Annotated in this window: 15 protein-coding genes; 8 read left to right on the forward strand and 7 right to left on the reverse strand. The window is 43.0% G+C overall.

Going from position 1 to position 13435, the window contains the following annotated elements:
* Positions 1-94 precede the first annotated feature (94 nt).
* A complete protein-coding gene (locus J7I83_RS18050) occupies positions 95-391 on the reverse strand; it encodes a TIGR04104 family putative zinc finger protein (protein ID WP_215098982.1) in 297 nt (98 codons plus the stop codon).
* A 47-nt stretch (positions 392-438) separates the two neighbouring features.
* The gene (locus J7I83_RS01840) at positions 439-660 is read right to left on the reverse strand and encodes a hypothetical protein (RefSeq protein WP_215098983.1); all 222 of its coding nucleotides are present in this window, start codon (positions 658-660) and stop codon (positions 439-441) included.
* Positions 661-1107: 447 nt separating this feature from the next.
* Here J7I83_RS01840 and pepT point away from each other — a divergent pair, with 447 nt between their 5' ends.
* Positions 1108-2325, forward strand: coding sequence for a peptidase T (gene pepT, locus J7I83_RS01845; protein WP_215098984.1), 1218 nt, complete (start codon positions 1108-1110; stop codon positions 2323-2325).
* A 213-nt stretch (positions 2326-2538) separates the two neighbouring features.
* Here pepT and J7I83_RS01850 read toward each other — a convergent pair whose 3' ends face one another.
* Positions 2539-3558, reverse strand: a complete 1020-nt coding sequence (locus J7I83_RS01850) for an STAS domain-containing protein (RefSeq protein WP_215098985.1) — start codon at positions 3556-3558, stop codon at positions 2539-2541.
* 247 nt (positions 3559-3805) lie between these two features.
* Between J7I83_RS01850 and J7I83_RS01855 the strand changes: the two genes are divergently transcribed.
* The 3 genes from J7I83_RS01855 (at position 3806) to J7I83_RS01865 (ending at position 5543) form a co-directional block, all read left to right on the forward strand.
* On the forward strand, positions 3806-4036 hold the full coding sequence (locus J7I83_RS01855; protein ID WP_215098986.1) for a hypothetical protein: 231 nt from the start codon (positions 3806-3808) through the stop codon (positions 4034-4036).
* A 106-nt stretch (positions 4037-4142) separates the two neighbouring features.
* Positions 4143-5036, forward strand: a complete 894-nt coding sequence (locus J7I83_RS01860; RefSeq protein ID WP_215098987.1) for an EamA family transporter — start codon at positions 4143-4145, stop codon at positions 5034-5036.
* Between the two features lie 84 nt (positions 5037-5120).
* Positions 5121-5543, forward strand: coding sequence for a pyridoxamine 5'-phosphate oxidase family protein (locus tag J7I83_RS01865; RefSeq protein WP_215098988.1), 423 nt, complete (start codon positions 5121-5123; stop codon positions 5541-5543).
* A gap of 33 nt (positions 5544-5576) precedes the next feature.
* Here J7I83_RS01865 and J7I83_RS01870 read toward each other — a convergent pair whose 3' ends face one another.
* Complete coding sequence (locus J7I83_RS01870) at positions 5577-6011, reverse strand: RrF2 family transcriptional regulator (protein WP_215098989.1); 435 nt, start codon at positions 6009-6011, stop codon at positions 5577-5579.
* 97 nt (positions 6012-6108) lie between these two features.
* On the opposite strand from J7I83_RS01870, the gene hmpA (J7I83_RS01875) reads away from it, so the two are divergent.
* Both hmpA (J7I83_RS01875) and hmpA (J7I83_RS01880) read left to right on the forward strand, forming a co-directional pair.
* The gene (gene hmpA, locus J7I83_RS01875; protein WP_215098990.1) at positions 6109-7293 is read left to right on the forward strand and encodes an NO-inducible flavohemoprotein; all 1185 of its coding nucleotides are present in this window, start codon (positions 6109-6111) and stop codon (positions 7291-7293) included.
* 782 nt (positions 7294-8075) lie between these two features.
* On the forward strand, positions 8076-9257 hold the full coding sequence (hmpA, locus tag J7I83_RS01880) for an NO-inducible flavohemoprotein (RefSeq protein WP_215098991.1): 1182 nt from the start codon (positions 8076-8078) through the stop codon (positions 9255-9257).
* 150 nt (positions 9258-9407) lie between these two features.
* On the opposite strand, the gene J7I83_RS01885 is transcribed toward hmpA (J7I83_RS01880), so the two are convergent.
* Positions 9408-9770, reverse strand: coding sequence for a VOC family protein (locus tag J7I83_RS01885; protein ID WP_215098992.1), 363 nt, complete (start codon positions 9768-9770; stop codon positions 9408-9410).
* A gap of 270 nt (positions 9771-10040) precedes the next feature.
* Here J7I83_RS01885 and J7I83_RS01890 point away from each other — a divergent pair, with 270 nt between their 5' ends.
* Entirely contained in the window at positions 10041-10721 is a 681-nt protein-coding gene (locus J7I83_RS01890) for a hypothetical protein (protein ID WP_215098993.1), read from the forward strand.
* 31 nt (positions 10722-10752) lie between these two features.
* Here the strand turns inward: J7I83_RS01890 and J7I83_RS01895 are convergent, their stop codons facing one another.
* Complete coding sequence (locus J7I83_RS01895; RefSeq protein WP_215098994.1) at positions 10753-11625, reverse strand: VLRF1 family aeRF1-type release factor; 873 nt, start codon at positions 11623-11625, stop codon at positions 10753-10755.
* A 160-nt stretch (positions 11626-11785) separates the two neighbouring features.
* On the opposite strand from J7I83_RS01895, the gene J7I83_RS01900 reads away from it, so the two are divergent.
* Positions 11786-12097, forward strand: a complete 312-nt coding sequence (locus tag J7I83_RS01900; protein ID WP_215098995.1) for a DUF3243 domain-containing protein — start codon at positions 11786-11788, stop codon at positions 12095-12097.
* 20 nt (positions 12098-12117) lie between these two features.
* On the opposite strand, the gene J7I83_RS01905 is transcribed toward J7I83_RS01900, so the two are convergent.
* Complete coding sequence (locus J7I83_RS01905) at positions 12118-13386, reverse strand: MDR family MFS transporter (protein ID WP_215098996.1); 1269 nt, start codon at positions 13384-13386, stop codon at positions 12118-12120.
* Between the last annotated feature and the right edge of the window lie 49 nt (positions 13387-13435).

Below are 13435 nucleotides of genomic sequence, written 5' to 3' on the forward strand. Positions count from 1 at the left end.
CAGTTTTCTGTTCACACAAAAAACACCCTAATCGAAGAAGCTCTGAAATTCAGAATTTCTATCGGATTAAAGTGTTCGTTTTAACTCTTCGATTTCACCAGAGAGGCTTTTGTTCATTTGAAAGTTTTATTGTATACGGCATTATGACAAACATAATGAGAGTAAGTAAAATTCCAATTGAAATATAAACTGTGTCACTTAAATCGAAAAAGGGGCGTGAAAATAGAAGTACGATTAAAAAAGCAAAAAATACAAAATATATCGTTTTACTTGTTTGTGGCATTACATATTGCCTCTCTCCGCAATTCGGACACTTTTTGTTATTCGTAATTCCAATTTTAAACGTATCGAACCAACTCCATTTATAATCACAGTTTTGACAGTTTGGCATTAGATTTCCTCCTTTCTTTTGAAACTTAAAACTGTTCGAAGATATAGTTAATCAGCATTCGATTTTTTCTGTTCAAGATAGAGAATTAACATTACAACCGCAGGTATCATAGGCATTAAAAAAGCCAAATCCGTATAGTAAAATATTGGCGCTATCAAGGCACCAATGCCGAAGAGCATTAACGCTAAGGTTTTATCCTTGATACCATAAAAGAGCAATAAAATTCCTGTTATCCCTAATAAGATAAAAAATAAAATTACCCAATTCATATGTTTATGCCCCCTTAACTTTGATCGTTATAAATATCCTGAATGTTCCGTTATTATATTCGTTTCTATTGTAACCTTTTTCCAATTAAAAACCAAATGAACTTGAATTTTGATAAAAAAAACACCTAAGTTCGTAGGTTCGAAAACCTGTCGAATTTAAGTGTTAATTAGTGTTATAAAGAGTTATCTAGATAGGTGCTAAAATGCGGTCTATTTAGGTGATTATTTCGATTTTTGCGATTCAAAACTGAACGGCTTACCCTGTCATGGGCATCTTTTTTTATGGCCAAAATTTTCATCACTTTCCCGCTTCGTGCTAAAATACTACTATATAGGTGGAAGTTATTGTTTTTAGCTGTTAATGGCCTGAATCAGTTGCACATCCAAACGTAACAAGTGCATGAAACAATTCAACTTATACAGAACTTATTCTAGGGGGATTTATACATGTTGGAAACCTTAATCGAGCGGCTCGTCCGTTATGCAAAAATTGATACACAATCTGATTTCAACAGTGCCACTACGCCTTCCACAGCCGGACAGTGGGATTTGCTCCGTGAACTGGAAGAGGAAATGAAAACGATCGGCCTGACCGATGTTGGAATGGATAAATCAGGTTACCTTTTCGGTACGCTGCCTGCTAATACCGAGCGGGAAGTTCCGGTAATTGGTTTCTTGGCACACGTAGATACCGCCACAGACTTTACCGGAAAAAATGTCAGTCCGAAGCGGATCAACAACTATGACGGACAAGATATTCCATTGAGCGACAGCGTGCTGATGACTGTTTCGGATTTCCCTGCGCTCCAAAATTATGTCGGCCATACACTAATTACAACGGATGGCACTACCCTTCTTGGCGCTGACAATAAAGCCGGTGTCGCTGAAATCATGACCGCAATGGAGTATTTGAATGCCCATCCGGAAATTGAACATGGCAAAATCCGCGTCGCGTTTACGCCGGATGAAGAAATCGGCCGCGGTCCCCATAAATTTGATGTTGAACGCTTTGGCGCTAAATATGCCTATACGATGGACGGCGGACCTCTTGGCGAATTGCAATATGAAAGCTTTAATGCAGCCAGCGGAAAGCTCGTTGTCCAAGGTAAAAGTGTTCACCCTGGTTCAGCAAAAGACAAGATGGTCAATGCCCAGACAGTGGCCATCCAATTTCAGCAGGAAATGCCGAAAAACGAAGTGCCTGAATTGACTGAAGGCTATCAAGGATTTATCCATTTGAACAACTTTACAGGCAACGTGGAAACTGCCGAACTGACATACATTATCCGTGATTTCGATAAAGATAAATTCGAAGCCAAAAAGTTGCACATGCAGGCGGTTGTTGAAAAACTTCAGCAGCAATACGGTGAAGAAGCAGTCCGTTTGGAAATTGAAGATCAGTATTACAACATGCGCGAGAAAATCGAACCTGTCATGGGAATTGTCGATAATGCGGAGCGTGCCATGACTGCATTGGAAATCAAGCCAAATATTGTTCCTGTACGCGGCGGCACAGACGGCTCCCAATTGTCTTATATGGGGCTTCCAACACCGAATATTTTTACGGGTGGAGAAAATTACCACGGAAAATACGAATTCATCTCGGCGGAAAACATGGAGAAAGCAACGCAAGTCATTATCGAAATTGTAAAATCAGTGGAATAAAAACTGTACACTATTTAAAAAGGCGTATTGGACTGGGTCCAATACGCCTTTTGATTTAGAGCTTAAAAATTTTTATTTCCAACTCTTTATTTATTGTCCAGACTCCAGCACCCAGCTCTTCGGATCATAAGCCGACCCAACTGTGTGGCAAAAAACGCCACTCTGCTGGTCTGTCTTATGCCCGTCAGAGCTACATGGGCGCTTACGCTTTTCTTAGATAATGCTTCGTCCATTTTGCGCCAGCGCATAATGAATGCTGTGCTGCAGAGTTTGGAAGCATTGGAATTTCGATAAATTGATGCCTGAGTCTGTAATGGTCATGCTCATTTTCGATGAGATGCCAACCAGGATTGTTTGTGTTCCAATCAACGACGCGGTCGATCCCAGTTTTTCGATCAGCATTGCTGCGTGCTGAGTAAAATTATTGTTCAATCCCGTCAGATCTAAAATCAGATATTTGGCTTTGTGTTTCGGCATGTTCTGCAGCGTCTTCACTAACAGCTCTTCCGCACGGGCTTCATCATAAGTTCCAAGCAAAGGGACAACGACAATATCTTCCAGAACTGGTATGAGCGGAGATGAAATCTCTTTGATCATTTCATTCAATTCTCTTGTTTTTTCATCCACTAACTGCTGGAGCTCGTTGATTTTTTCAGCTTCTTTTAAACGGGACAAGTGATGGATATTCTTTTCAATTGTCTCATCAGAAGGGAAATACTGAATGATACTTTCTTCAAAACCATCCAATTGATGATGAACGACTTTATACCAAATATTTTGCTTGAACAGGGATGAAAAAATCCCTGCGTAATGGGCAGGCAAGAAACTTCCTCCCTGTTCTTTTTTTTGAGCCACATTGATCGTGTGCTCCCAACTGTTTTTCAAATGTACTTCCAATGTATGTGTTTTTTCATTCAACTTTTTAGTTTCCGCCAATCCCCATCCTGCAGATGCGTATGTGTTGGTGATCAATTGAGCAGCTTCTGTGATAGAGACATCTTTCATACCGTGGAAATATTCTCCTACTACCAGACCTTGGCGAAATCCTGTTGATTCCAGAACGACATTCGCTGCGTCTTTTCCAGAAATCTCTTCTATTGAATCAAAAAACATTTTCATTGCGGATGCAGTCCAAAATAAAACGGACTCCTGTCCTTCGAACAAAAAACGACCTTCAGCCAAATTCCATTCAAAATTCAGACCGCCTACTGTTATTGCTAATTCCTTATTCATCTCGCAGCTCCTCCCGCTCACTGACTCCATTTTATCATATCCTTATATTTCTTGATATTTGAAGTGTAGTTTAGTGTATACCTTGATAAACATATGCTGTTTCCCATCTAACTGCACAGCACTTGAAACAGTGAAACCGAGTGTCCTCTATTTTTCCGCTGTAAAGAAAGGGTCATCTGCCTTCATGTTTTAAAAACTTCATTAAAGGAATACAAGTAGTAACACAAAACAGGAAGAGGTGCTTTATATGTCAGACAAAAAACCATTTGATAAAGAAGACCGCAACATAAGTGATGGCGGTCCCATGGATAACCCCGAACAATACAAAACCGATAAAAAGACCCTTAGCGAAATGCATGAAGAAGAAATGACTGTCGATGCAATTCCAATAGAAGATTTGAAACAGGAACAACAGGAAGAAAAAAACAAGCGCGCCACAAAGAGCAATTCTTCAAGCGAAGAGAAATTCCCTGAGTAATCAGCGTGAATTTTCGTAAAAATGAATGCTTTCAAAAAAGACCGCAGAGGCTATGCTCTGCGGTTCTTTTGTGCTATGATTCTCGTTTGAACAGGAGTGAAAGAAGATGAAAACCTGGATTTACCCGCTTATGGTCGTCATAGCAGCGAGCAGTTACGGAGTTCTCTCAACCATTATCAAAGTGGCCATGAAAAATGGATTTACTGCTGCAGAAGCAGTGACCGCCCAATACTTTATAGGGTTCGCATTAGCGGCTCTTTTATTTTTTGCAACACAACGCAAAATTCCCCGGATCAAAGGATGGAAAATCCTGATTTTATCCGGCAGCTTTACAGCCGTTACCGGCATGGTTTATGCCCACTCACTTAACTATCTGCCAGCATCTCTGGCTGTCGTGCTGCTGTTCCAGTTTACCTGGATCGGCATGTTCCTCGACTGTATTGTCAATCGCAGATGGCTGAAACGTACAGAAGTTTTTTCCCTGATCCTGTTATTTGCTGGAACATTGTTTGCGGCTGGTATCATCGGAACGGATCTGAGTGGAATCCCATGGCAAGGATGGGCTTGGGGAATTGGCGCTGCCTTTTGTTTTTCAGCGTTCATGTTCGTCAACGGGAAGCAGATCGAAGGCATGGATACTTCAGCCCGATTGTTTTATGTATCGCTTTTCGCAGCCATCGTAGTCGGCCTTTTCCAAACGCCGGAGATTGTCTGGAACGGACAGCTGTTCAATGAAGGCTTATGGGTTTTCGGATTGTTGCTGGGCTTTTTTGGAATTATCATGCCCATCTACTTTTTCTCCATCGCCGTGCCGCGTGTAGGCTCTGGGCTTGCCTCTATTTTAAGCGCCATGGAATTGCCGGTGGCTGTCCTGGCATCGGTTATTATCCTGAACGAAGCTTTGACGCCCCTTCAAATTGGCGGGATTTTCATTATCCTGATCGGAATGGTGCTGCCGAGCGCATTTAACCGGACACCCAAAACAGTCCAACAGATTTAAAGGCCTGCTGCCCAGCAGGCCTTTTATGTTTAGTTCGGAGTTAAAAAGGAATAGATAAGTACAAAGACAAAAGGAGTGGTATGGATGAATCAGGAAGATTTAAAAAAAGCAGCATTAAAGATTTTAGAGGAAAGTTATGTAGGGACATTGGCAACGATCAAGGGAAATAAACCCCATTCGCGCTATATGACTTTTTTCAACGATGATTTCACACTTTATACGGCTACCAGCAAAAAAACTCAAAAAGTTGACGAACTGGAAGCCAACCCTAACGCTCACATTCTTTTAGGCTATGATGGCGAAGGGGTCGGCGATACATTCCTGGAGATTGAGGGAACTATGTCCTTGAATGACGACCGCGAAATGATCAACAAAGTTTGGAATGAGCATTTGCAAGGATGGTTTGAGGGGCCTGATGATCCAAACCTCATTATTTTAGCCATTAAACCTACCCGCGTTCGCCTGATGAATACAAAAGGGCAAGAGCCGCAAGCTCTGGAACTGTAATTACAAAAACGGCTCAAATTTTTGAGCCGTTTTTTATGTTTGCAGAATCTCACGAAGCCCTTCCCTGTTGAACATCAGGTCTTCGAGTGTATATTCGTCCAATACGGACAGATAAGCGTGGAGAGCTTTGCCCAATACACCACGCAGACCGCAGATTGGGGAAATGGGACAGCGATTAGTCGCTGAATTAAAGCATTCAACCAACTGGAAGTCGTCTTCCATCTGTCTTACCACTGTTCCGACATTGATATTTTGCGGAAGATCGGCAAGACGTATTCCGCCGCCTCTTCCCCGAACAGTATGGATAAAACCGGCTTTTCCCAGTTCGAATGTAACTTTCGTTAAGTGGTTTTTGGATATATTATATGCATCAGAAATTTCTTGTATTGTTGCCAGCTTACCTGTTTCTTTGGTTCCTAAATAAATCAAAACACGTAATGAGAAGTCTGTATACATGGTTAATCTCATTCTTTTCACCTCTTCTGCATGTTCAGTATAGCGGCTTTTCAGAAAGTCTGAAAGCAATTGAACCTCAAGACTTTATTGAGAAAAGGAGTAGATCAATATGTTATCAGAAAAAACCCGTACAATCATCAAATCCACCGTTCCGGTTTTAGAGGACCATGGTGTGGCGATTACCACCAGATTCTATAAGAACCTTTTTGTAGCTCATCCGGAATTGCTGAATATATTCAATCATGCCAATCAGGCACAGGGCCGTCAGCAAACGGCATTGGCTAAAGCGGTATATGCGGCAGCTCTCCACATCGATAATCTGGAAGAGATTCTTCCAGCTGTTGTCCAGATTGGCCATAAACACGTCAGCCTTGGCGTCTTGCCGGAGCATTATCCGGTTGTCGGCGAGCATTTGCTGATAGCTATGAAGGAAGTATTGGGTGATGCAGCGACCGATGAAATCATGGAAGCTTGGGAACAAGCCTACGGGGTCATTGCAGACGCCTTTATCGGTGTCGAAAAAGACATGTATGTAAAAACGGCGGAACAAGAACACGGATGGAACTTCTTCAAGGAATTCATTGTTGCACGAAAAGTGAAAGAAAGTGAAGTCATCACTTCTTTTTATTTAAAACCCGCAGATGAATCCAACGTTCCACCCTACACGCCAGGCCAATATATTTCCGTGCGCCTATCGTTGCCTGATGACGAATTTCTAGTGATACGACAATACAGCCTTTCTCAAGCGCCAAAACCGGATGAATTCCGCATCTCGGTCAAGCGCGAAAGCGATAATAATCCAAATGGTGTCGTTTCAAATTATCTGCATAGCAGCATCAACGAAGGAGATCAAATCGAAGTCAGTGCACCGGCTGGTATCTTTGTCCTCGATGGAACGAAAACCTCACCTGTCGCTTTCATAAGCGGTGGTGTCGGTATCACACCGATGATGAGTATGTTTGAAGCAGTGGCGAGCTCAACACCCGAGCGGCCGACTACATTCCTTCATGGCGCACGTAATGCATTACAGCATGCTTTTGACGATGATATTCAGGCGTATGCCATGATGATGGACGATGCCCGCTACAAAACCGTTTATTCGGATGAACCCAACGGATTTATCACCCGGGAAATGCTCGAGGAATACGTCGATCCCTCGAGCGACATTTATGTCTGCGGTCCAGCTCTATTCATGGAAATCATGATCCGCGAACTTCACGGCATGGGCATTTCGGAAGAACAGATCCATTATGAGTTCTTCGGTCCGGCAATGGATTTGAATACGAATAATTGAAGAAGATCTTTGTGGCCCGACTTATGTCGGGTCTTTTATTTTGCACTTTATTGATGCTGCAGTTATTTTCGAAAGTATAGCCGATTAATAGAAATGCATAATTCCTTTATCGAATGAAATATGAATATACTCCGCTTGCGGGAGCTACACAGCTGCTTCCGCTTTTCTTTTTGTCCAGCTCTAGCGGCTAGCTCTTTGGGTCATAAGTCAACCCAACTGTGTGGCAAAGAGCGCCACTCTGCTGGTCTGCCTTATGCCCGGCAGAGCTGGACAGCTGCTTCCGCTTTTCTTTTTGTCCAGCTTCAGCTCCTAGAACCTCGGGGTTTTAAGTCCGCTTGCCTATGCGGCTGAAAACACGCCGCTTCGGCAAACTGCCTTAAGCCTGTCGGTTCTACACAGGCGCTTCCGCTTTTCTTTTTGTCCAGCTCTAGCGGCTAGCTCTTTGGGTCATAAGTCAACCCAACTGTGTGGCAAAGAGCGCCACTCTGCTGGTCTGCCTTATGCCCGGCAGAGCTGGACAGCCGCTTCCGCTTTTCTTTTTGTCCAGCTTCAGCTCCTAGAACCTCGGGGTCTTAAGTCCGCTTGCCTATGCGGCTGAAAACACGCCGCTTCGGCAAACTGCCTTAAGCCTGTCGGTTCTACACAGGCGCTTCCGCTTTTCCGTGTTGTGACTTTTCTGTGAAGGTAAGTGTGTCTAAAATTTAAAGATGTATTTTAAATATATCTTTAAAAGGATTGAGGGTGTATAGTCAAGATATAGAAAAAAAAAGGAGAGATTCATAATGTTATCACAAGAAACAATCGCAATTATAAAATCTACAGTACCGGTGTTAGAAGAACACGGAACAACAATTACGACTGTATTCTACAAAAACATGTTCGAAGCGCATCCTGAACTTTATAATATTTTTAACCAAGCTAACCAGAAAAAAGGACGCCAGCAGGCTGCATTGGCAAATACAGTTTACGCTGCAGCAGTCCATATCGAAAATCTGGAAGCTATCCTTCCTGCAATCGTGCAAATTGCCAACAAACACGTAAGTTTGGGAATTAAACCAGAACACTATCCGATTGTTGGAGAATACCTGTTAAAAGCGATCAAAGAAGTGTTGGGCGATGCAGCAACTGATGACATCATCAATGCTTGGGCAGAAACTTATGGCGTAATCGCAGATGCCTTTATCGGCCTTGAAAAAGATATGTATACAAAAATGGAATCTCGGGAAAATGGCTGGAGCTTCTTTAAAGAGTTTACGATTGTCCGTAAAGAAAAAGAAAGTGAAAATATCACTTCTTTCTATTTGAAACCAGCAGACGGAAAAAATGTTCCAGCTTACCAGCCCGGACAATATATTTCTTTACGCATGTCAATTCCCGGCGAAGAATACTTATTCAACCGCCAGTACAGCCTTTCACAGGCAGTGCACGAAGATGAGTTCCGTATTTCCGTTAAACGCGATGCAGACAATGACCCGAACGGCCGCGTATCCGTTTACCTTCATGATGAAATGAACGTGGGAGATCGCTTTGAAGTCAGCGCACCTGCAGGCGAATTCGTCCTTGACACTGAAAAAAATACACCTGTAGCATTCGTCAGCGGTGGTGTCGGCATCACACCAATGATGAGCATGTTAGAAACTGTAGCTACATTGAATCCAGAACGCCCAACAGCATTCCTTCACGCTACGCGCAATGAATCTATGCACGCTTTCGACAAGGATATCCAGAAATATGTTGCAGCTATGGACAATGCAAGCTATAAAACACTTTATTCCGATCAGCCTGAAGGCTATATCACTCGAGCGGTTCTAGAAGAATACGTCGATATCACAGGCGATGTTTATGTATGTGGTCCAGCACCTTTCATGGAAGCTATGATTACGGAATTGCGGGCACTTGGCATGAAAGAAGAACAAATTCACTTTGAATTCTTCGGTCCAGCCATAGCTCTTCAAACTGTATAATTTCTCAGGAAGCTGTCCGCTCGCCGGACAGCTTTTTCTATGCCTCCATTTTCAAACCAACCAATAAAGGACCTGCCTTGTCGGCAGGTCCTTTATTAGTCATTCTATTGAGTAAGCGATTCTCTTCTTAATGAATGATCGATCATGCAATTATTTCAGGAACTCCAGCCGGTTGCCAAACGGATCGAAAACGAAAAATCGTTCAACTCCCAGTATGCTATCATCTTCTTTCAACTCAATTCCATTTTCGGATAAGCAGTTCTTCAGCTCGTCATAACCAGCTACACGAAATGCCGGATGGGCTTTTTTGGCCGGTGAAAAAGGTTCTTCTACGCCCACATGCAATTGTTGTCCGCCGAACTCAAACCAGGCTCCGCCCCTTCCTTTTAAAGCTTCCGGTTTTTCAACTTCCAGCATGCCTAAAATGCCGGCATAGAACTCTCTTGCAATCCCTTCTTTTCCTTTAGGTGCTGCTACTTGTACGTGATCAATCTCTAAAATAGAAAAACCCATATCTCCACTCCTTCACCTCCTATTTTATCCCATTTAACCAAAAAAGTATTTAAATCTGTAAATCAGGCTAAAAAATTTTCCATGAAAAATAACGGTAACCAATGTTCTTACTTTCAAATCAGCGATTTTTTTGACATCGGCGTATCCACGGGCTACGCTCAAAGCGACCGAAACACCAGGGAAAAGTAAGTTCTCTCGCTTAACTCCTATCGCTCACTTTGCAAACTCACTCGGTTTGCCGTAGCATAAAACATAAAGAGGTGAATCATCATGACATTCCCATCACAAGCAAGATACTTGTTGAGCAGCCACTCGGTTGCAGTAGACCGCATTCCGCTGCAGCCGCTCAGCCAGGATATTCCCACAATGATTGAAGAATTGAAGCATTGGTGCGGAAGCGACAATGCCAGTGTGGCGGTATCGTATTTTTTTCGGCAATATGCTCTCTATGTAACTGCCCAATTCAGTCTGCTCTATCAGCATGGCGGTTATTTTTCACTCCACTGGCGCGAACTGCAATTTGAACAGATCCATAATTACGGCCTGCCTCTTTTACAGGTACATGTAAAGTCGTCCACTTTCAAAAATCTTGAGCCAAACGATAGATTCCAAGCTTTTCATGAAGTTCTTTATCTGCAAGTGGATGAATTGCTGAATGAATTCAAAAAATACATAAAAATATCTCCCATCACCTGCTGGGAGAATGTCTTAGGTTCTATCCTATGGTTTTATGCCGGTTTGGAAACCCAAAACCCGAGAAGGGCTGCCCAAGACTTGGAATGGCTTCTGGATTCAAATAAGTGGCAACCGGTCAAAACCTCATATCTCGCCAATCTGCTTGGCACTGCTTCACTGGAGCAGGCCATCTCGAAGCCCTTGAGAAAAACCTGTTGCCTGTACAAAGAGATGTCTTCTTTTGATACCTGTACATTTTGTCCCAACCCAAATTAAAACACCTCAGCAAAAATGCTGAGGTGTTTGTTTATACTTCAAATACTTCGTGCAGGATTTTTCCGGGATCATTATTCATCAGGTTTTTGTAAACGCAGCTTGTCGGTTTCTTTTGAAGGGATTTAGAGAAAGATTTGGCATGCTCCGCTTCTCCGACTACATGGATTTCTTCCCATTTACGTTCTTTTTTCAACTTTTCTATTTTGCTTCCCATGTCTTTATAGAAGCGTTCAAGATTTTCTTTCAGTCTGTGGTCCAATTCATCGACAGGACTTCCACCGCCGCTTCCGCCGATGACTGGGCTATTTCCTCCAGCGGCACCACCGCCGACCGATCCAGCGCCGGAAGTGCCAGTTCTTCCCTGGATACGGCCCGAGCTGCGTACGCCTTTTTGCTCCGTCCATACTTCCAGCCCAGCATCGAACTCATAAAAGAACTCCTCATTGATAATTCCCATAGAAGTGTCGATTACACGGATTCCTTTAAAGCCGGGCAAAATGATGCCTGCATAAGGATACGCTTTATACATATAGCGCAACTCTTCCAGAACGGGCTTGGTCTCCCAGTGAAAACTCGTTTTAACCGGAATCTGGACATAGTGTACGGACCACAAATCTTTATGTGGCGATGCAAAAATAATGACCCCTTTCTGGAGATCATTTTGGTTATCTAAAATCTCTTTTTCCACTTTTTTTCTTAAGGTTTTATACGCCTCTATTTCGTTTTCATCATTGGATCCCTTTAAGTATTCGTCTAGCCGTTTCATGCCATTTTTCAGGTGGATTTTCCATGCACCATTCTGTGCGCTTAAGTCAGCTGGATTTGTATTCAAATAAACACTTAACACGCGACGGTCTGGGCATTCAAAACTTTTCAATTCCTGGATTTCATCGTATAAGGTCATTTAATCATCATCCTCCTTGTATTCCATCCTTGTTATCTGATTACCCCTATGAATTTTATTTAAACGAATCTTCTGAATGATTATCAGAACTACGTTTAAAATCTACAGCCTGTGGTAAATAAAGAGTACGATAAAAATTTTGAAGGAGCGTGTTAAGGACATGGAAAACATCAACAAACAGGTTGAAGATAAACTTAAAAATACAGATGATAAGAAAAAAGAACAAATTTTAGCAGACTTCTCCGTTTTCATTAATTATTTAGGAGACAAAGTAGAAATCGGCGAGAAAATGGGCTTAAGTGAAGAGCGCATAGCACAGTTGGCTGAAAAAGTAGCAGCTTACTTAGCGAAAAAAGAGGATCCAAAGAATAGCGAAGAGTATTTATTACACCGTTTATGGCAGGTTGGCGATAAAGAACAACAACATATGCTGGCACACATGCTGGTGAAATTAGCGAAAGATCAAAACTGATTATAAACAAAAGGCCTTCCTCAATGGGAAGGCCTTTTTTCGTACAGATGGAACATGAACAGGTAGATAAAGCCACTGGCCAGTGCAAGCAGACCCAAAAGGCCAAACGTCCATCCAAAACCAAACCAGGCTGTCATTGGTATGGAGACCGGCGCAATCATCCGGCCAATCGTGTACCGTAAACTGGCAGCAGCAAAATATTGGCCGCGCATATCTTCTGGCGCGAGTTTGGAAATGAAGTTTTGCTGGAGCCCGACAACCATCAACTCCGCAAAAGTGAATACTGCCATAGCGACAACAAACATCCAGAACCATGAAGTCAACGGGAAGAGCCACATCGCTAATCCGTAAAAAGCGGCAGAAGTGAAGAAAACCCATTTTTCCGGAAATTTGGTCATCCATCTGGTAATCACTACTGTCAGCAAAGCTACAAACAATCCGTTCTCAGCTAACAGGATACCAAAGGAAGTTTCCCCCGTGACGGACCACTCCCGACCAAAAAGAGAGGCCACCGTTTGGCTGTCAATCGTTTCTTTCAAATAGATCGGAATCAACAGATCCAATTGCATAAAGGTCTGTGCCCCCAAAATTCCCGCAATAATGAACAACAGGAATAATCGATCCTTAAAAATTAAACCGTATTCCTTGAATTGTTTCGAAACCGCGCCCACCCAGCCTGTCGCTGCCTGTGACTGCCATTTGTCCACCATAACCTGTGACAAGGTTTCTCTTGTCAGCAATCTCAGAACCAAGCCCAGCAGCATGGAAATCACCGTAACTGCCAACAGCAGCTCAAAGCGGTAAGAAAAGAACAGCACTGCGCCGAAAAGTGGACCTACTACAACGGCAATATTCAAAGTCGTATAAAAAATAGCAAAGACATCGCTGCGGTATTTTTCCGGTACTACGTCCGCAATCATTGCCTGGCTCGCCGGCCAATAGAGGGATCCGCACATTCCAGCAAGTGTAAACGCAACAAACCCGAGTTCGGGGGATTGCAGCCATGGAGAGTTGGCAAAGGCGAACAATAAAAACGCAAAGCCTTGTGCAATAGAAGCCAAAACCAGCATCCGCCTGCGCCCGAAACGATCCGCACAGTAACCACCGACCAGGTTTGAAGCGACAGAAAACACCTGGGAGATAACCAGCAGCAGTCCCGCCGTCCCTTTGCCGAACTCTTCAGCAAAGTAAATCGCTAAAAACGGGAATACCATCCAATAACTTGTATTCATAAAAAACTCGCCTATCAGACGAACTTTTAAACTTCGATCCCAATCCCTCAGTCTCATTCCCTTTTCCTCGCGTTCTCCTATATGTCACATCTGTATCATCACAGAG

It is taken from the genome of Planococcus sp. ISL-110, from assembly GCF_018613575.1.
Taxonomy (GTDB): Bacteria; Bacillota; Bacilli; order Bacillales_A; family Planococcaceae; genus Planococcus.